At 34.6% G+C, this 19351-nt stretch carries 15 protein-coding genes, 2 pseudogenes, 1 riboswitch and 1 other annotated feature; of the genes and pseudogenes, 5 read left to right on the top strand and 12 right to left on the bottom strand.

Annotation, left to right across the window (positions count from 1 at the left end; translation table 11 throughout):
- Positions 1 to 39 precede the first annotated feature (39 nt).
- Both AAG068_RS08900 and AAG068_RS08895 read right to left on the bottom strand, forming a co-directional pair.
- Positions 40 to 852: a polyphosphate kinase 2 family protein gene (locus AAG068_RS08900; protein ID WP_342718980.1), complete on the bottom strand. Its 813-nt coding sequence runs from the start codon at positions 850 to 852 to the stop codon at positions 40 to 42.
- Positions 853 to 941: 89 nt separating this feature from the next.
- Positions 942 to 1406: pseudogene (locus AAG068_RS08895) on the bottom strand (carbon starvation CstA family protein); the annotation flags it as partial.
- Between the two features lie 307 nt (positions 1407 to 1713).
- Here AAG068_RS08895 and AAG068_RS08890 point away from each other — a divergent pair.
- Entirely contained in the window at positions 1714 to 2178 is a 465-nt protein-coding gene (locus tag AAG068_RS08890) for a hypothetical protein (RefSeq protein WP_342718979.1), read from the top strand.
- Positions 2179 to 2197: 19 nt separating this feature from the next.
- On the opposite strand, the gene AAG068_RS08885 is transcribed toward AAG068_RS08890, so the two are convergent.
- The 4 genes from AAG068_RS08885 to AAG068_RS08870 form a co-directional block, all read right to left on the bottom strand.
- The gene (locus AAG068_RS08885) at positions 2198 to 2476 is read right to left on the bottom strand and encodes a hypothetical protein (RefSeq protein WP_342718978.1); all 279 of its coding nucleotides are present in this window, start codon (positions 2474 to 2476) and stop codon (positions 2198 to 2200) included.
- A gap of 28 nt (positions 2477 to 2504) precedes the next feature.
- On the bottom strand, positions 2505 to 3767 hold the full coding sequence (locus tag AAG068_RS08880; protein WP_342718977.1) for an MFS transporter: 1263 nt from the start codon (positions 3765 to 3767) through the stop codon (positions 2505 to 2507).
- Positions 3768 to 4070: 303 nt separating this feature from the next.
- Positions 4071 to 5450, bottom strand: coding sequence for an S-layer homology domain-containing protein (locus AAG068_RS08875; protein WP_342718976.1), 1380 nt, complete (start codon positions 5448 to 5450; stop codon positions 4071 to 4073).
- Between the two features lie 255 nt (positions 5451 to 5705).
- A complete protein-coding gene (locus AAG068_RS08870) occupies positions 5706 to 6944 on the bottom strand; it encodes an N-acetylmuramoyl-L-alanine amidase (RefSeq protein ID WP_342718975.1) in 1239 nt (412 codons plus the stop codon).
- A gap of 169 nt (positions 6945 to 7113) precedes the next feature.
- Between AAG068_RS08870 and AAG068_RS08865 the strand changes: the two genes are divergently transcribed.
- Positions 7114 to 7599, top strand: coding sequence for an 8-oxo-dGTP diphosphatase (locus AAG068_RS08865; protein WP_342718974.1), 486 nt, complete (start codon positions 7114 to 7116; stop codon positions 7597 to 7599).
- A gap of 29 nt (positions 7600 to 7628) precedes the next feature.
- On the opposite strand, the gene AAG068_RS08860 is transcribed toward AAG068_RS08865, so the two are convergent.
- Genes AAG068_RS08860 through AAG068_RS08850 form a run of 3 tightly spaced genes read right to left on the bottom strand, consistent with a single transcriptional unit; the run spans position 7629 to position 10783 of the window.
- Positions 7629 to 9254: a YndJ family protein gene (locus AAG068_RS08860; RefSeq protein WP_342718973.1), complete on the bottom strand. Its 1626-nt coding sequence runs from the start codon at positions 9252 to 9254 to the stop codon at positions 7629 to 7631.
- Between the two features lie 5 nt (positions 9255 to 9259).
- The gene (locus tag AAG068_RS08855; protein ID WP_342718972.1) at positions 9260 to 9871 is read right to left on the bottom strand and encodes a DUF4166 domain-containing protein; all 612 of its coding nucleotides are present in this window, start codon (positions 9869 to 9871) and stop codon (positions 9260 to 9262) included.
- Positions 9872 to 9874: 3 nt separating this feature from the next.
- Positions 9875 to 10783 (bottom strand): DoxX-like family protein, encoded by a 909-nt coding sequence (locus AAG068_RS08850; RefSeq protein ID WP_342718971.1) that lies wholly within the window; start codon positions 10781 to 10783, stop codon positions 9875 to 9877.
- Between the two features lie 191 nt (positions 10784 to 10974).
- Positions 10975 to 11161: riboswitch (Lysine riboswitch) on the top strand.
- 199 nt (positions 11162 to 11360) lie between these two features.
- On the opposite strand from AAG068_RS08850, the gene AAG068_RS08845 reads away from it, so the two are divergent.
- Both AAG068_RS08845 and AAG068_RS08840 read left to right on the top strand, forming a co-directional pair.
- The gene (locus tag AAG068_RS08845) at positions 11361 to 12590 is read left to right on the top strand and encodes an aspartate kinase (protein WP_342718970.1); all 1230 of its coding nucleotides are present in this window, start codon (positions 11361 to 11363) and stop codon (positions 12588 to 12590) included.
- A 346-nt stretch (positions 12591 to 12936) separates the two neighbouring features.
- Positions 12937 to 13389 (top strand): annotated as a pseudogene (locus AAG068_RS08840) (VOC family protein).
- Between the two features lie 205 nt (positions 13390 to 13594).
- Here the strand turns inward: AAG068_RS08840 and AAG068_RS08835 are convergent.
- Together AAG068_RS08835 and asnA are read right to left on the bottom strand one after the other, a co-directional pair.
- Complete coding sequence (locus AAG068_RS08835) at positions 13595 to 14032, bottom strand: helix-turn-helix domain-containing protein (protein ID WP_342718969.1); 438 nt, start codon at positions 14030 to 14032, stop codon at positions 13595 to 13597.
- A gap of 138 nt (positions 14033 to 14170) precedes the next feature.
- Positions 14171 to 15154, bottom strand: coding sequence for an aspartate--ammonia ligase (asnA, locus tag AAG068_RS08830; RefSeq protein ID WP_098347643.1), 984 nt, complete (start codon positions 15152 to 15154; stop codon positions 14171 to 14173).
- A gap of 70 nt (positions 15155 to 15224) precedes the next feature.
- Positions 15225 to 15483, bottom strand: a binding site (T-box leader).
- Positions 15484 to 15884: 401 nt separating this feature from the next.
- Between asnA and AAG068_RS08825 the strand changes: the two genes are divergently transcribed.
- Positions 15885 to 16019, top strand: coding sequence for a DUF3934 domain-containing protein (locus AAG068_RS08825; protein WP_000047591.1), 135 nt, complete (start codon positions 15885 to 15887; stop codon positions 16017 to 16019).
- Positions 16020 to 16119: 100 nt separating this feature from the next.
- Here the strand turns inward: AAG068_RS08825 and AAG068_RS08820 are convergent, their stop codons facing one another.
- The gene (locus AAG068_RS08820; RefSeq protein WP_342718965.1) at positions 16120 to 19314 is read right to left on the bottom strand and encodes an SNF2 helicase associated domain-containing protein; all 3195 of its coding nucleotides are present in this window, start codon (positions 19312 to 19314) and stop codon (positions 16120 to 16122) included.
- Positions 19315 to 19351: the final 37 nt, after the last annotated feature.

The raw sequence follows: 19351 nt of genomic DNA, 5'->3' as shown, positions 1-19351 counted from the left end.
AGGGTAACTCTACTTTATATTTCATATACAAACTTTGTACTATTTTACAACTTCATCTTGATTCGTTTCAAAGCTTTCTGTCTTTCCCTCTTTTATTTCATAATAATAAGAAGGTAATTCTATATTATGTTCTACAAGGTAATCCTCAATTAATGAAATAATCACTTTCAACGTTTTCAATCGAGCGTATAATTTATCGTTACTTGCGATAATTTCCCATTTTGCATTTGATTTATTTGTTTTTTCAAACATGTCTTCCATTGCTTCAACATACTCGTCCCATTTTTCACGGTTACGCCAATCTTCATCTGTAATTTTCCATCTTTTCAAAGGATTGTTCTCTCTATCCTTAAACCTCTTTAACTGTTCATCTTTACTAATATGATAGAAGAACTTCCCAATTATATAATAATCATCTGTTAATAGTTTTTCAAAATCATTAATCTCATCATACGCTCTCGTCCACTCTTCCTTTGTAGCAAAACCTTCAACGCGCTCAACTAACACACGGCCGTACCATGAGCGATCAAAAATAGTAATTTGCCCGTACTGAGGTAGTTTCCGCCAGAAACGTTGCAAGTAATGATACCGTTTTTCATGAGGTGCTGGTGCTCCAATTGGATTTACTTGAAACCCGCGCGGATCAAGGTGTTCCGTCACTCGCTTAATCGCACCGCCTTTTCCAGCCGCATCCCAGCCTTCCATAACGAGCATAACTGCAATTTTTTCTTCTTTTACAATTTGCTGCAATGCTAATAAGCGCCTTTGATATTTTTCTAATTTCTTATTGTACTTAGATTTCGATTCAATTCTTTTCGTTACATCTACTTTAGCAAGATATCCATTTTCCATAAAACAAATCCCCCTTGTTGTATGACAATGTTATTTTAACATATTATTGGAAAAATTTTCACATTAGAAAAAACTGTGTAGAAAAATCTCTACACAGCTTCCTTCTCTAATTGCACATCTACTTCAATATTCTCATTTTTATTTTTCACAGCTTTTATAAAGAATACAGCAGTTAATATAACGGTAATAACCGCACCTACCATATAAAATGTGTTTAACGGAATATTAAAACCAATTTTTGCATTTAAAATATAAATGACAGTCATAAGCGTGATAAATATCGTTGGAATTAAGGAAACAACATACAGTTTTCCTTTTATGAATAAATACATCGTTCCACTCCATAACGCAATTGCTGCAGTCGATTGGTTAGCCCAAGAGAAATATCTCCATAACAGCGTGAAATCACTTTTCGTTAAACCGTATGCAATAACAAACAATGGAATTGCAATAATTAAGCGATTTTTCAATTTCGTTTGATTAAAATTGAAATAGTCCGCAATGATAGAACGTGCCGCACGAAATGCAGTATCACCAGATGTAATTGGTAATACTGCATGCTAAAGATTCAACTCCAATAAAATTCCCAAAATAAACATATACAAAAATAATAGTTGCAGAAAAACACTGTCCCTGTGTTTTGATTGAATTTGATATATATTAACATACGAATCAATACTAAAATCGATACAGCAATGTGACATTCCATTAAGAAAACTGCAGCCTGAAAAAACAAACTTATTTTCATAAATTATAATAAATTTGAGCTTAACAAATAACCTCTTACATCATATGGTATATCCTTTTACAAAGAGAAGATAATAATAAATAAATCCGTTACAGAATGGGAGCTCTCTAAAAATGAAACGAAAAATATTTTCTCTCTTTGCACTAATCTGTTTAGCACTACCAATACAAGCTAGTGCATACACATTTCAATCACTACCAATTGCATCAAAGTCTAAACAATGGTATATCGAAATTGATAAATCTCATAACGTAAACAAGCAAGCAATCCAGCCAAAACAAGGTGTATTTGATACATATAGTTTACTCGTAAAAAACATCGGTCATGATGTATCAAACGTATCCGTGGAAATACTTGATAACAATCCTACCTCTAAAGCTACCTTTAAACCTACTACACCTAATGAAAATATTTCTAAAAGTCATACAAGCTTTGACTACATGGTATTCCCATTAGACTTTACTAGCCATAATTTTAAAGTTGTGATTACTTGGGAAGAAAAGAACTTCTCTTACAACGGCCATCCAGTAAATGAAAGTAAAAAAATGAAACAAACATTTGTATTTAATGAAGAGTAAGCCCTAATTTGATTAGGACTTACTCTTCATTTACAAAACCAGATTGAATTGCTTTTGTCACTTCTTTTGTGATGTTCAGTTTTGTTGCATCGGTGCTAATTTTCTTATGCCAAATATGCACGGAGGGCTTTTCGTTACAAAAATGTTTTATTAATACTAGTTGGTTATATGCTAGCTTATTTTCTCTATGGGTAGCAATATAGACTGTGAAATTTTTTGCTTCAAAGACCTTTTCTTGCAAAGTATATTGGCTGTCCCATTCCTTTGCGACTATGTCTTTCAAATTTTCTATAATCATATAAGTCGTTCCCCCTTCCCTTATATCATCAATCAAATCTTCGAATACTCGGCACACATAATGCTACTCCAATTGTTACAAGTACTAAAATAGCTAGTGTTATAATCGTTATCTCGCCACCTATGACAGTAGCTAACCATCCTACAACTACATAACCTAGTGGCAGTAAAGCAAATGAACCTAACATATCAAGGCTTGCCACCCTTCCGAATGCTTCTTCTGGCACAAGCTCTTGTAAACTCGTTTCCCAAATGAGTCCAAATATCATCATACCGAAACCTTCAATTGCCATTAATCCAATTAAAGCAGGTGCCCAAACAACAAACGGCATTATCAAAAGTGCACAACCACTTATTAAAACACCACCATAGGCAAGTAATCCCCGCTTATGCCATCGTTCCCTCCCGCCAAATATTAGCGCGGCAACTACAGCTCCAACACCAGAGGATGCCATTCCTAATCCATACACATATGCTTCAAAATGATGATGAACATTAAATAACCATGGAATTAATACGACGATAATTCCTGCATAACAAATATTGATGAAAGAAAAGACTAAAATTGTAATCCATAGCCACGGATGACTTTTTAAAACCAAAACACCTTCCATAAACTCTTGTTTGTAATCGATTTTTCTCTTTTCAATAGGTTTTACTTTTTTAAACTTTATTTCTCTTAAAAATAATAAACAAAAAAATGATAACAAATATGTTACTGCATCTAGTCCAAACCCTATTCCGGCAGATGCAACTGAAACGATTAATCCTCCAAGAGCCGGTCCAATTAGTCGTATACCTTGATTACTCATTTGCGTTAATGCATTAGCTGCATTTCGAATTTCTGGTACAAATACTTTCGCTCTTACAGCCGCATACGCTGGCTGAAATATCCCTTCCATAAGTCCATATAATGCTACAAGGACATATAGAAGTGGAATTGTTAATACGTCCATAAATATAAGTGTTGCAAGTAATAGCATTAATATGCAGCGAATGATATCTGTAAATAACATTACTTTCACCCGATCCATTCGATCTACGACTAATCCCGCAAACGGTAACGCAAGAATATTAGGAAGCATGTACATTGCCATAGTCATTCCCATTACAACTGTTGAACCAGTTAATGAATACACAACGACTGGCAAAATAACCATTGTTATCGAACTACCTAAAGTCGAAAGCAATTGTCCAATCCATAAGAACTTAAAATGTGGTGACGCTTTAACTGGCAATAGCAATTTACCGATATAACTTAAATTTTTCTCTGTCGGTATTTCTCCTTGCATATATCTCTCCTCTTTTCAAATTAAGTTAACATTAAAAGTAAAAACAGAAAATTCATTCTTAAATAATTTTAATTATATATGAAATTGTTAATTATTGGTAAAAACTAAAAAAAGAAAATCATAATGAATCTAAAAATATTACATGTTAAATATAAATAAAAAAGAAGCTGTCCCAAAAGGTGCTTTTTAGCCAAAATCGAATAAAAAACGAAAGACAGAAACGCTGATTTTATAACGTTTCTGCCTTTTAAATTTCATGTAATCTTACTTCAAAAGAGACTTATGAGACAGCCTCTTTTTTATTTATAATTTTAAGTTCTTCTTCATTGTCCAATATTTTTCTTGAGCATTTTCAAATGAAAATTCTACCCAACCGTTTGGATCTTCACGATATACATTTACTTTCTTACCATTTTCTAATTTTCCAACTTCATTTTGTGTAATATTTGGTACACTTTTAATTGTATAGCCAAATGGATATGGTACTTGATAGTAAGAACCTACTAATTGAACAGTAGCTGTTGCATCTTTTGCATAATCTTTATATGGGATCGCCTCACCTAATGCCTCTACATTTAATGTGTTAGGATTTTTCGGTAATCGTTTTACATTTTGATAATCTTTTTTGTTAAACGGTTTAATACGCTCCATAATATTAGCGATTTTGCCAGCCCATTCTTTATCAGTTGCATACTTTTCATTCATAGCAGGTAATGTGTAGCCATTAAAATGATTAGCACCTTCTTCTAAATAGTTCTTTCTTACATAATCGGCATTGTACGAAATACTTTGCTTGTATGACGGTAAATATTTTGCATATGCAAATGGATCGCGATCATACGCTCTTAAACCAAATAAATTATGCTTACGATATGCAATTTCCGATTTACCATAGGCAGATTCTAAGATTGCATGTGCAGCTAAATACAGTGCGCTCACACCATACTCATTTTGTGCTTGAATAAAATCTTGTCCCGTTCCAATAAGAGGACTGTCAGGATGCCATTTTTCAATAAAATTATCAATCTCTTGTGCTGTTATATTAGATGGTAACGTTATATCTAGATTGATATACGATGCCATAGCATTAAATAAAAATTGTGCATATTCTTCACGTGTTAAAACACTAGTTGGATTAAATGCACCTGCTCCATTACCTGCTGTAATGCCGTTAGATTCTAATGCACTAACTGCATCATTTGCCCAATGCGTGCTTGGTACATCATTAAACGTATGTTGAGCCTTTATTTTAAACTTAAAAGCATTCTGTATAATTACTGCCATCTCAGCACGAGTTAACGAGTCTTTTGGTCTAAATGTCCCTTTACCATCACCTACGAAAATCCCCATCTCTGTTAATGCTAAAATTTCTTTTGGGAACATCGTCGTTCCTGCGCTAATATCAGAGTATGGATTTTTATAATCACCTTTTGCTTCTGGTTTTAATGCGCGATACATTAATGCCGCTACTTGCTCACGAGTTACAACATCTCCGAACCCGAATTTACCATTATCGTACCCTGCAATAACCCCTTTTGACGTTAAATCAGTAATTGCTTCAAATGACCAATGATTTTTCGGAACGTCTGGAAATTCTTTTGTAGATGCAAACGAAGTTGCTGGAGCCATCACTACTTGAAGTGCGACTGTCACCGCTAACACATTAGAAATAACTTTTTTCATAATTTTTTTAACACGTTATGTATATGCTTGTCCCGTGTTAACTTGCCTCCCTTTATCGTATAATTTTCCCTATTAAACTAACAAACTCTTAAATAGTCAACAGTAAAAGTATACGTGATAAAAATAAACTAATCTACCATTATTTTATTTATAATCAGCATAATACGATATATCTTTTTATTCTGATATAAAATTACAAAAACTTACATAAAAAGCCCACCTCTGTATAGAAGATGGGCTCATCAATCAACATTATTATTTCGTTAAACGAGATTTTGAAACATCAAAACCTTTCCACTCATAATAATCTAAAATACCCGCAAAAATTGCTTCAGCAGCTATTTGTCTTCCAGATTCTGAAGCTAACTTCTCATAATCCGCGCTATTATCTAAAAACGCTAGCTCCGTTAATACTGCTGGCATCTCATTTTCTCTTAGTACATAAAAGTCTTCTGGTTTCACACCACGATTTCTTGTATCTAGAGCTTTAACTAATCGCTTTTGTATTTTATCAGCTAACATATAACTATCTTTTTCACGCTCAGTTAATTCTTTCTTTTCAGATCCTCTATAATAAAAAGTTTCCGTTCCATGTCCATCATGTTTTTTAGAAGCATTTGCATGGATACTTACAAAAATATCTCCATTATGTTCCTTTGCGAAATCCACACGCTTTTTAAGGTCTTCTCCTTGTTTTTCATCAAGACGAATATCTGTTTCACGTGTTAACATCACGCGGAATGGAGTTTGTTTCTCTATTAAACTTTGTAATCTTTTAGATGTATCTAATACAATATCACTTTCATGTAATCCTTGTGTCGCTTTCCCAGGATCTGTTCCTCCATGACCTGGATCAATAATGATTACCTGTTCTACTAAAGGGTTACCTATTTTAAGAGAATCTGCCTTTTTAATAAATTGAGCTGCCTCTGCTTTAGTTAGAATTTTTTCAGGCTCCCATCTGTCACCAGTCCCTACAGAAATCCCTAATTCAACTAGGATGTTAGCTTTTGCTTTACCCCAACTTTTTTCTAGATCACTGAATTTAGTTGCTGGAGTACCGTTCACTTTAGAATCTAATTTGTAAGCTTCTACAAGAAGAGATGCCATTGAAACGCGGTCGATTTTTCCGTCCGGCTCAAATCCATTGCCTGTACCTTTAACCACACCAGCTTTTTCTACAGCTGCGATGATTGGAGTAGCCCAATGTTTTTGAGAATCCGCGTAAGATGGTTTAGCGTTTTTATCGATTGATAAGTTTAAGATTTTAGCCATCATTGTAGCTGCTTCTGCACGAGTGATCTCTTTTCCAGGCTCGAACATTCCTTTCTCGTTACCTGTAACTGCGCCTTTTGCTGCTAAGTAGTTAATAGAATCTTCTGCCCAGTGCCCTGCTTGGACATCTGGAAACGTTTTTGTTTGCGCGAAACTACTAGATGAATAAGATAATATACTAGTTGCGATTAATCCTGCTGCGATTATTCTATTTTTCATAGAATATATTCCCCTCTCAAGTACAATGTTTTTATGTAACAGACTCATTATAGTTCTGAAAATTAATAATAGCCAATTGTAATTTGTATAATTTTGTATTATTATTGTATTTTTTGTCATATATAACTATAGTTAAAAACTATAAGGTTTTATAAGGGGAGAGATTCGAATGAGCAACAATTGGAAAGATATAGAACACCGTATTTACACGATGTGTATGATTCAGCGGAATAACGAAGTATTGCTAATACAGCGCCCCGATCATCTAGGCTTCCCTGGTTACATCGCTCCTGGCGGAAAAGTAGATTTCCCAGAAAGTATCGTTCACGCTGCTAAACGAGAAGTAAAAGAAGAAACTGGATTACTTGTTTCAAATTTAACTTTTAAGGGATTAGATGAATACGTAAATCCGAAAGAAAATGTTCGATATATGGTATTTAATTATTGGACAGACTCATTTGATGGTGAACTTCTTATGAATCCTCCTGAGGGCGAATTATTATGGGTACCAATCGATACAGCATTAAATCTTCCTATGCAAGATTGGTTTAAAGAAAGATTTCCATTATTTTTTGAAAAAGGTACGTTTGAAATTCAACGTGTTTGGGACCGAGACTTAGATAAACAAGTTGCTATGACAATTACGCATACGTAAAAAAAGCTTGGGATCTCTCCAAGCTTTTCTTACTTCTCCCCTATTTTCTTAATCTCATAATCAATTTCTAAAAACTTAACTCCAAATATCCACATTTTATGGTTAGCTTCTAACATTTGATTTGTGCCCTCTTTAATAATAAACGTCTCTGCTAACGGTAAACGGATTGTAAAGAAACGAGTATGTAAATAGATCCCCTCATCTCCCTTACCATTTCCTCTCAGCTTACTAGTAATAATTAAATTATTATTATCATTGCGTAATTTCAAAATTCCCGTCATATTCGAATATGGTAAAGGCAATGCGATATTCATATATGTATCGTTCTTATATGTATGCATTGAATACAAGGCTGAAAAAATAGACTTCCCTGCTTCATTTTTTCTTAGCCAAGCCCTTACATTCTCTCTTCCATCCTTCTCATCTATTATCCCAATAATAGAGCCATGCATCGTTTCCCACTTGCCGCCCATTCCTAAATGTATTTGTCCTACACGCTTACTCATTTTCTCATAACAAAATGCAAATGGGCGGAACCAGCGAGTCCATTTAATATGCGATTGTAATTCATACTCTGTTGTATTTTCATAAAAACGAATAATACTTACAGGAATCTTGGCCCTGTCAAATGTCTCACTATGAAAATCATTCATTTTATCAACTAAACCGTTGTATGCCTTACTATCTATTACATTTCTGTTATGTAAAAATGCTTCACCAACTGTCGCCTTTCCTCTTAATCTGCTCATTGGTTTCCCGTAATATTTATAGTTCGGAACACTCTTTTCAATCATCCAGCCGACAAATGCCGGCAACGCTACTCCAATTCCATTAACAACACCGTGAATCCAAACCATTTGAGCAATTGTAATCGTCATTACATGTTTCAAATTCCCATACGAATATATGAGTGAGAACATAATTGTTACCATGAGTGTACTAGACGATATGACTAGGAGGATTTTTGTGCTGATAGCATTAAATTTCGCTTTCCAAACGTAAATGCTATAACCATAAATCGCACCTAAATATAGGCACACTGCAAAAAATTCAAATACCCTTGAGTATGTAATCCCTATCGCAACTGTCATAGGTGAAATAACGATGATAAACATAATCGCATCATATACTTTACTGCTCTTTTCTCTCTTACGCCCTATTAAACCAGCTGATAATGGCAATAGAAATGCCGAATAATGAAAGTGTGCAGCTGTAAGTAAAACAATGTCAGCAGTAAACTGCATTATCGAAATCTTTACTACAGAAGCAAAAAACCAGAATCCACCTAAAAACAAATACATAAACGCACTATCGATAGCCGTTTCTTCTAACGGTTTCCATCCTCTTTCTAGCACTCTACTTACACCGAATAACGCAACGATTCCTGTATATACAAACCAAAGTAATGCAAAGAAATAGTGATTTGTTACGAAAGCTAACATTGCACCAATTGCTGCGATTGGATATAAAAGCGATACTAGTTTATAAAAGGATACATATGATCCATTTCTTGTCTTCTTATCAAGAATACAAAATGACATCGGTATAAATAACAAAATAGACAATAAAATAATTGCTTCAACTGGGTTTACATTTGTCCACTCACATATTAGAAAAACAATATAACAAGCAAGCCCAACTATTATATTTTTCATATCATTTATTTCCTCTCCACAAATGTTCCCTTATATGAAAATAATGAACCGATTAACGGATTGCGTACTTGTACATGAATTCGAAAGCATTGTCGTGTTTCATCATAACTTTCTACAATGTTGGCCTCCCCGTATAAGAATCTAGGTAATGGAACTTTTCTTCCAAACATGTAAAACCATTGTTTCTTTGAAGAAATATGCATTGCCCCCACCTCATCAATATGAAAATTCAATGTAGAAACAAGTATGTGTGGTTCACCAAAACAATCTACAATTTCATTATGCTCTTCATCCAACTGCATAACGGCGTTAAAATATCTTTTCTTATTATGAAAATAAAAAGTACGATTCCACCGTACTAGTTCATTTCCATGTTCATCTCGCTCAGCGGTATTATGTATTGTAAATGGCACTTCCTTCCCCCGCTCAGAGAAAAACATACGGAACTTTGATGCAATTTTTAATATGAATTTTACGAAAAAAGAACCTCCGTAAATTTCATCCATCTTTCCTTCTCCAGTAAAACTATTTTCTTCCGTAATCTCATAGCGTTTCTGTAATTTTGGATGAAGCTTTTTATAAGAATCCCCTAATAGTCTTTCATACATATTAGCCATACATTATCCCTTTCTCTTCCTCTTACAATTTTTTGAGCTTGGCAAGTTCGTGCCATTTATATAACCGACAATTGATAACCCCATTAGTAGAACGTTTAATGTAATTGGATTAAACGGCTCTGTAAAACTTGCAATATTCGTAAGCCCTGCCGCTATCGTTAAGGCTATTAACATAAAAATATGTACGATAAATACTTTTCGTTTTGGAAATGGCAACAGCCATAGGACACCAAAAAAAATTTCTAGTAATCCAATTATTTTAAGTACAAAAATACTATGTTCCGTTGAACCAATCATCACCGATAGCATTTTTACTTCTTCTGAATGAATAAACACTAATTTTGGCACTACCCCTTGATACATCCATACAAAGGCAAATAAAAAACATACGAGCCAATATGTCATTGTTCTTCTAATTAGTAACCTAGGGTGAAGTCCCTTCTCTAACCATAATTTTAATGCATCAAAGCTCCAAGCAGTTGCCCATCCTAATAACGGCCGAAACATATAGAAATCTATTACTTTCCCTATACGACCAAACCTCGTATCATAATCATATTGCGTCTCAAAATGAATGTGTTCTTTACGAGGGGTATACTTCCAATAACCACGACCTGTTTGAATAAGAGATAATTGATTATCCGTCCAAAATTTTAAAGAAGAAATACGTTCTCCTGTTTCTTTTCTTATCTCACCTATCGATTCACCTTCTCCAGCTATTTCAAGTCCAAATCCGATTTTTGTTTTATATAAAAACTTCTGTGGTTCTCCTTCTTTTTTCTCTAAATATGAAATTTCAGTAAAGCGAGCATCCCATTCTGTATGTATATGTGGTTCTTGCGTGTATTCCCATAATTTCTCCATTGTTGTGTTCATTTCTGCCGAAACATAAATAGGCTTTTTCCCCTTCATTCTTCCACCTCCAATGCACTATAAGTTTAATGTACATGCAATGAATTTAATTTGCTACATTTTTCACAAACTTTTTCATAAAAAGAAAGAATTTTTAAAATTTATATAAAACACTTGCTTCCCCAAAAAATTTAAATTATTATAAAACAAATGTTACCAACAACTTCATAAATCAAACACTCTCGCCTAAAACGTGAGATAGAGGTTGCAATACTTATGAGTATTCTAATGGAGACACAGAGATGTCTATGAAATTAGATGAAAGGAAGTGTTGCCGAAATCGATAATTTTCTCTGCATTTATCGATTGGGGCTGTTTTCGAATAGAAACAGAACTGTCATATGTACAGACGTGTACGTATGAAGAGCTATCTACAAAAAAGAGATATCATTTTTATGGTATTCCTTTTTTGGCGGTTTTTTTATTAGCTCCGTTTTCTGTTTCCCTTTTCCTGTAACAGCACCATCCTCACTTATTTGAGATGGTGTTTTTTGCTTTTCTCTGGTAACTACAGGAATATTGGGATTTATATATGTCCTAATCTATTCTTAAAAATGGATGAAAGAAGGAATTCGTAATGGAAACGATTGTACAAAAATTTGGTGGCACTTCTGTTGGAAGCGTCGAGCGCATTCAACATGTAGCAAATTTAATTATTGAAGAATATGAACGAGGACATAGTATCGTCTCTGTCGTTTCAGCAATGGGAAAGAGTACAGATGAACTTGTCGCACTTGCTAACGCGATTTCAGAAAATCCGAGTAAACGCGAAATGGATATGCTTCTATCGACAGGAGAGCAAGTGACTATTTCCTTATTAACGATGGCACTACAAGCAAAAGGTTATAACGCGATTTCATTAACAGGATGGCAGGCTGGTATTACGACAGAATCTGTACATAGTAGTGCACGGATTACTGACATTCATACAGATCGAATTCAATCTTATCTTACTGAAGGTACGATTGTTATTGTAGCTGGATTCCAAGGAATGAATGAAAATCATGAAATTACAACACTTGGACGGGGTGGTTCTGATACAACTGCTGTTGCATTAGCTGCTGCACTGAAAGCAAAAAAATGTGATATTTACACAGATGTGACCGGCGTATATACGACAGATCCACGAGTTGTAAAAGATGCTTATAAATTAGATGAAATTTCTTATGACGAAATGTTAGAACTTGCAAACCTCGGTGCTGGTGTATTACACCCGCGTGCTGTTGAGTTTGCTAAAAATCACAATGTCATGTTAGAAGTTCGCTCAAGTATGGAACAAGACAATGGAACAATTGTAAAAGGAGAATGTAACATGGAACAACAATCAATCGTTAAAGGTATTGCATTTGAAGATAATATTACACGCGTCACAATGAAAGGATTAGAACAAGGTGCACTTTCAACAGTTTTCTCTACATTAGCAGCGGCACATATTAATGTAGATATCATCATCCAAAGTATTACAAATGAAGGAACTGTTCACCTCTCCTTCTCCATCCATTCTAATGATTTAAGAGAAACATTAGAGGTATTAGAACAAAATCAAGAAACACTTCACTATGAATCTGTAGAATATGAAAATCATTTAGCAAAAGTATCAATTGTAGGATCTGGTATGGTCTCTAATCCAGGTGTTGCTGCGAATATGTTCACTACTTTAAAAGAAGAAAATATTCATATTAAAATGGTAAGTACATCAGAAATTAAAGTGTCTGTCGTTATTGACCGCCTTCATTTAGTAACAGGTGTCGAGGCGCTACATCAATCATTTATGGTGAAAATTGAGCCTTTAGTGCAGATGAGTTAATTTCCACTAGTAAAACTTAAAACAAATTAGATGAATCTATTTGTTTCCTATATTAATAAAAATAGGGTACGAATATTTTGCGGAGAAGTCGAAGTTATATTAGCGAATAGCAATTACATTATCAAATTCTTAAAATGATAGCATTCACGAAAAAAAGTTCGCGCATATTTCAATAGTAGAGGGTTTACGACGTGTTGTTCGTTCACAAGATGTTATATACTATGCCCGAAAACAGCTTGTCACACTTTCCTACACTGTGACAAGCTGTTTTTTGTTTAGTAGGAATTCCAGTATAATTATGAGGAGAATTAAATAATAAAATTCTGCATATAAGGAGATTAAGACTATGGCAAACAACAGATTACTAAGAATGGACAATGTCAGCATCGTTGTAGAATCTCTTGATAACGCAATCTCTTTCTTCGAAGAGATTGGATTAAAACTCGAAGGGCGAGCTACTGTCGAAGGTGAATGGGCTGGTCGCGTAACCAGTCTCGGTTCTCAGCGCGTGGAGATTGCTATGATGGTGACGCCAGGTGGCCATAGCCGAATTGAACTTTCGCGATTTCTCACACCACCTACTATAGCAGATCATCGGACAGCTCCTGTAAATGCCCTCGGTTATTTGCGTGTCATGTTCACCGTGGAAGACATTGACGAAATGGTATCGAGACTGACTAAGCATGGTGCTCAGCTCGTTGGCGAAGTAGTTCAGTACGAAAACTCATATTGACTCTGTTACATTCGTGGAACCGAAGGCATTTTAATCGGTTTGGCGGAAGAACTCGGTAACAAATAAGTAATTTTTTATTAGAATTCTTTACTGCAATAAAATATTTGAAAGAATTTCTAGCTTTATAAAACTTAGATTTTCAACCCCGTCCTAGCTTTAGAACGGGGTTATGCTTGTTTGCGCTTTTTAACGTCTATTAACATCTTAATATTATTATAAAAAAATTCATTTTCTTGTTATACTCTTTCCTAGGAAATATAACTGATTCTTCTCACTTCTTATCATATATATCTTTTCTTTTGAAAAACGATTGGAACTCATTCAAAATAACTTTCTTCACGTCAGAGTAAAAAACCATCATAAATATTGCTATTCCTAATAAGATTTCTTGTATTCCTTCATAATCAACGAAAGCACTCACAATTAGCAAACCAAATCCAATATAAAAACCAAACTCATTCTCTTTCTCAAAATCCTCATCTTCATCAATATGTATTTTTTCTTTTAAATTTCGGTTCCCTTTTATTAATTCATCGAGCGTAACGTTATACATTTCGCTCAATAAAATCAAATTTTCAATATCAGGGCAACTTTTATCATTTTCCCACTTATGCACCGCTTGCCTCGTTATACCAATCTTTTTAGCAACATCTTCTTGTGAAAATCCTTTTGATTCTCTTAATTTTTTAAGTTGTTGTCCTAAGCTCATAACGTCCCCTCCTTTAACAAATTATTACATAATAGGAGATAAAAAAGAAAGAAACCAGTAGTAAAACTCACTGTAAACCATTCGTTTACACCATAAAAAAGAGAGAATAACTCTTTGAGTTATTCTCTCTCCCTTCTATTAAAACAGATGAATGTTTTCCTTCTTGCAAGCTTCACGTAAATCGTCAGGCCATACAGAAGATTGAACTTCACCGATATGTGCTTTACGTAAGAAGTACATGCACATTCTAGATTGTCCGATACCACCGCCAATTGTTAATGGTAGTACGTCTTCTAAAATACCTTTATGGAAATCGTACTCACGTTTAAAGTCTTCACCTGTTTTCGTTAACTGCTCATCAAGTGATTTACTATCAACACGAATTCCCATCGATGATAATTCAAATGAAGATTGTAGTACTGGGTGCCAGAATAAAATATCACCGTTTAATTTCCAATCATCATAGTCAGCTGCGCGTCCATCATGCTTTTCACCTGAACGAAGTGCATCACCAATTCCGATAATGAAGACTGCACCATGCTCTTTCGCAATTGCATGTTCACGATCTTTCGGCGTTAATTCTGGATATTTATCTTCTAGTTCTTGGGAAGTGATGAAAACAATTTCTTCTGGTAAATACTTTCCAAGGAACGGATACTTTTCAAATAAGTGGTCTTCTAAATCTTTGAATATTCCATAAATTGTTAGTACTGTTTTTTGTAAGTAATCTACAGTACGCCATTCTTTTTGAACAATTTTTTCCCAGTCCCATTGGTCAACGTAAATGGAATGTGTTGCATCAAGTTCTTCATCACGACGAATCGCGTTCATGTTTGTATATAAACCTTCACCAGCTTCATATCCATATTCATGCAGTGCAAATCGTTTCCACTTCGCTAGTGAGTGAACAATTTCTAATTCTTCTCCTGAATGTAACATATCAAATTCAATTGGACGTTCTACACCGTTTAGGTGATCGTTTAGTCCTGATTTTTTCGTTACGAATAATGGTGCAGATACACGGAATAGTTCAAGTCGTTTTGCTAATTGATCCTCGAAAAATGTTTTAACTTCCTTAATTGCGATTTGAGTCTCTCTTACTGTCATTAATGATTGATACATGGTGGTTTCCTCCTAAAATGTTTGGATGTTGTGAAAAGAAGCCAACAAAAAAAGCCCTTCTTTCCCAAAAAACTGGGACGAAAGGCCTTGGTTCCGCGGTACCACCCAAATTAGCAACAGAGGTTGCTCACTTATACAATACGGAGATGAAATATCTCGATACTGTTCTTCTTGTAACGGCGAAGTTCCCGGCTAAGTCTACTTTCCTGTAAAGGATTTCGGTTAGCAACTCCAGGAGGTTCTTCATAATAGGCTTCGTATCAGGCTCACACCACCCCTGACTCGCTTAGACTACATCCTACTACTACTCGTCCTTTCATAGTCGTTTTGTTTTCACATCTCTGAAACATTTTATTAATGATTATTCTATACAAAAAATAAATAAAGTCAACAAAAATTTAAAAATATTTTTCAATTCTTTATTTTACGGCTTTATTGATTGTATTCAATATAACATCTTCACTTCTTTTGCCTTGTCAATCCAAAAAACGTTTCACTAACCGAAACTAACATATACACAACAAGTAATATAATCGTTCGAAATATAGAATCCGCAGTATTTCGTATTATTTTCATTTTCTTTGCAATTCCTTTCAGTTTACTTGCAAATTCATGATATACTATAGCATTCAAGCAGTTTTTTACTTAAAGTAAACATAGTCATTTATAAAGAGTATTTTCTAAATCATTGACTATTATCAAATAAGATTTTATATAACGGAGTGATCATATGAGTAAAACGAAAGCAAAACCGAAAAAAGGTGTAGGACAAGGTACAGGAAGTAAAGGATGGAACCGTTGGCAATCAAGCGCAAAGAAAAAGAAAGCTGCAAAACCATACAAAAGTAAAGGTACAAAGAAATAATTTAAATAAAATTTGATTTCTTTACTTTGTACAAAACAAAATATAATTGTTACAACAAAAAAGCTATGCCCTCATACATTTGAAGGCATAGCTTTCATTATTAGATCATTAAAATATCTCGAATTTCTTCCTCTGTGATTGATGATAATTTCTCTTCTCCCGGCTCAATCACTTCAGCGATTAAATGTTTCTTACTCTCTTGCAGTTCATGCATTTTTTCCTCAATTGTTCCGTGAGCCACTAACTTAATAACTTGTACCGTATTTTTTTGTCCCATTCGATATGCCCTATCTGCTGCTTGTTGTTCAACAGCTGGATTCCACCATAAATCATACAATATAACCGTATCGGCACCCGTTAAGTTAAGACCTGTACCACCAGCTTTTAAAGAAATGAGAAATAGATCCCCTTCCCCTTCGTTAAACCGGTCACATAGCTCTACACGTTCTTGCGAAGGTGTATTTCCGTCTAAATAAAAGTATGGAATTGCTTGACGATTTAACTCACGACCAATAATGGACAACATCTTCGTAAATTGAGAAAAAATTAAAATTCTCTTACCAGTACTTCTGCATTCCTCTAGTATGTCTAACAGTTGCTCAAATTTAGCTGAACTTCCCTTGTAATCATCGACGAATAAAGCGGGATGATTACAAATTTGTCGTAATCTCGTTAAACCAGCTAAAATTCTAATTTTATTTTTACGTAACGTATCTTTATCTAAATGTTTTAACGTTTCTTCCCTTAATTTCGCTAAATAAGCAGCATATAGTCTCTTTTGATCTGGTAATAACTCCGATGACTGTAAGTGCTCTATTTTATCTGGAAGTTCCTGTAATACGTCTTCTTTTAATCGTCTTAATACGAAAGGTTTTACGCGCTTCGCTATATCTTCTCGTCTTAAATCACCGAATTCTTTTCTTCCTGGTAATAATTCTGGAAATACGACGTGGAAAATAGACCATAGCTCTTCTAATGAATTTTCGACAGGCGTTCCCGTTAGGCCGAAACGATACTCAGCTTGAATTGTTTTCACTGCTCTTGCAGTTTGTGTTGTAGGATTTTTAAACGCCTGTGCTTCATCAAGAAATAGTGTATGAAATGGCCTCGCATACGATCTTATATCTCTTCTCAGTAACGGATATGACGTAATGACGACATCAAATTCCGCTACGTTTTTTAAGATTTTTCGTCGTTCTGTTTGATTTCCATCTGCAATAACCGCTCTAATATGCGGGGCGAATTTTTTCAATTCACTAAACCAATTGTAAACGAGAGAGGACGGTGAGACGACTAATATAGGCAGCTTCTTCTCCCGAATTTCAGGCAAAACAGAATCTATAAAAGCGATGCTTTGCAGCGTTTTTCCAAGTCCCATATCGTCTGCTAAAATTCCGCCAAAACGGTAATAGGCAAGTGTTTTCATCCACTCAAATCCATATACTTGATACTCTCTCATTACAGCATGTAAAGTTGGCGATACTGTAAACTTTAACTTTTTCGGATTTTGAATGCTTTCAACTAAATCTTGAACAGACTCATCTAAACTTAAAACATTACCTTCGTGTAGTCCGTTCATCCATTTTACACTCCGAATAAGTGGAACATTCACTTCTTCCCCATGTAAAAATTCTTTTCGAATACCTGATTCTTTTACAAACTGATTAATTTCATTAAACTCTTTGCTCTCTAGTGATAATAAAGAACCATTCGCTAATCGGTAATATTTACGTTTCTCTTCAAGAGCCACTAATACACCTTTAATTTCCGCTTCCGGTATTCCTTTTATATCAAAGCGAAATGACAACCAATCAATCCTTTCTTTCCTTCTCACCCTAATAAGAGGTGCTGTATCCCCTTTATGAATGCGTAATTTGATCGCTGTTGTCGCGTAAATATCAACTAAGCCTTTTAATGTTGGAACGACATGATATAAAAAGTTATACTCCGCTTCTTCATTATGCATAAAATAACCGCCTTCCGTTTTTGCGAAGGCACTTTCACTCATAATGTCTAAAATCTCTTTTTCCTTTTTCTCATCGCGATTAAAAACAGACGGTTGTCCGTCTTCTTCTAGCGGATTGATCATGACGTTTCCATAATGAAATTCAAGACCTGCTAACAAACGATTTTTCACTCGATCTAAATACAACTTTGCTTTTAGAGACGGCGTTTCAACACGATCGGATATTACTTCATCAATGCGTACCGTTCCAAGTTTCATTAATCCAGGTACAACTTTCGCTACGAAATGTTCCATCTTATTTTCAGGAATATAAAACTGATTGCTATTTGAGCGACTCATCATCTTTTGCAATTCAATAAGTCGCATACAATCTTCCATAGGTAAATGATATAATTTTCCATCGTAAAGAGCATAGTTATACATTTCCATAACTTGAACACGATTTAGGCCATCTATATGAAGTGTAAACCCACCATTATTGCCTTTCGTAAACTCAAAATGTAATGGCAATAATCCTTTTGAAATTTGTAACCCGTGAAACAGTTTCTCATTTTGTTTCAGATGTACATGCTCCACTTTAGAAAGTAAAGAGAGTATATCTCTCCACGAAGCTGGCGGTATAAATATCATACTTTCATCTTGTTTCGCATGTACTTCTAACGCATCTTCATACATTTTTTCATTATGATATATTTTAATGAGTTGTTGTATAATCGCGTCCGTTTCTTGTTTAAAACTATGTACATCTGGTGTGTATGTAAATTCATTGGAACAATGAAAAGTCTCTCTTTTCTCCACTTTAGAAAGAAATTCTCTAATATGATTTATAAAATATGTTTGCGCAAGTTTTAACTGAATTCCAAGAAGGGCCCCACCACTTTTCGTCGCTACCGGTGAACATATAAATGCAACATCTAATATTTCACGTGTATCAAAACGGTGTTGTTTACTCTTTGGCCGCAGTGGTTTGTCTGCAAACAACTGAAACATCCCGTTTGTTAATTGATCATTTCTGCTACTAACAGGGCCCATTCCACCCGTTTGCTGGTTATCATTTATTTGTATCAGTACGGCTGCAACATGTTGACAGTACGTTTGAAAAGACGCTAAAGAAGGACAACTACATCTCGCAACTACATCACCTTTTTTAGCTTTTTCTAGTGTAACATGAAAATCTTCATTCCCTTTTACCGTCGCCTCACAAATTTCGTTCGTTTCATCATAATGATTCACGATTACTTTATTTGATTTATAATAAGCTTCGCCTCTTTTGTATGAGGTTTCTCCGCATACTTCTTTAATAATCGATTTATTTAATGTAAAACTCATTGCTTTGACACCGCCTTAATGTAAAACCATTTTCTCT

Origin of the sequence: Bacillus paramycoides, assembly GCF_038971285.1 — a bacterium.
GTDB lineage: Bacteria > Bacillota > Bacilli > Bacillales > Bacillaceae_G > Bacillus_A.
This window is presented reverse-complemented; position numbering and strand designations above follow the sequence as displayed.

Coding starts and splice junctions, on each gene's coding strand:
- AAG068_RS08900 (WP_342718980.1), bottom strand. CDS start 852: ATGGAAAATGGATATCTTGCTAAAGTAGATGTAACGAAAAGAATTGAA.
- AAG068_RS08820 (WP_342718965.1), bottom strand. CDS start 19,314: ATGAGTTTTACATTAAATAAATCGATTATTAAAGAAGTATGCGGAGAA.
- AAG068_RS08865 (WP_342718974.1), top strand. CDS start 7,114: ATGAGCAACAATTGGAAAGATATAGAACACCGTATTTACACGATGTGT.
- AAG068_RS08890 (WP_342718979.1), top strand. CDS start 1,714: ATGAAACGAAAAATATTTTCTCTCTTTGCACTAATCTGTTTAGCACTA.
- AAG068_RS08860 (WP_342718973.1), bottom strand. CDS start 9,254: ATGAAAAATATAATAGTTGGGCTTGCTTGTTATATTGTTTTTCTAATA.
- AAG068_RS08880 (WP_342718977.1), bottom strand. CDS start 3,767: ATGCAAGGAGAAATACCGACAGAGAAAAATTTAAGTTATATCGGTAAA.
- AAG068_RS08885 (WP_342718978.1), bottom strand. CDS start 2,476: ATGATTATAGAAAATTTGAAAGACATAGTCGCAAAGGAATGGGACAGC.
- AAG068_RS08850 (WP_342718971.1), bottom strand. CDS start 10,783: ATGAAGGGGAAAAAGCCTATTTATGTTTCGGCAGAAATGAACACAACA.
- AAG068_RS08835 (WP_342718969.1), bottom strand. CDS start 14,032: ATGAGCTTAGGACAACAACTTAAAAAATTAAGAGAATCAAAAGGATTT.
- AAG068_RS08845 (WP_342718970.1), top strand. CDS start 11,361: ATGGAAACGATTGTACAAAAATTTGGTGGCACTTCTGTTGGAAGCGTC.
- AAG068_RS08875 (WP_342718976.1), bottom strand. CDS start 5,450: ATGAAAAAAGTTATTTCTAATGTGTTAGCGGTGACAGTCGCACTTCAA.
- AAG068_RS08825 (WP_000047591.1), top strand. CDS start 15,885: ATGAGTAAAACGAAAGCAAAACCGAAAAAAGGTGTAGGACAAGGTACA.
- asnA (WP_098347643.1), bottom strand. CDS start 15,154: ATGTATCAATCATTAATGACAGTAAGAGAGACTCAAATCGCAATTAAG.
- AAG068_RS08855 (WP_342718972.1), bottom strand. CDS start 9,871: ATGGCTAATATGTATGAAAGACTATTAGGGGATTCTTATAAAAAGCTT.
- AAG068_RS08870 (WP_342718975.1), bottom strand. CDS start 6,944: ATGAAAAATAGAATAATCGCAGCAGGATTAATCGCAACTAGTATATTA.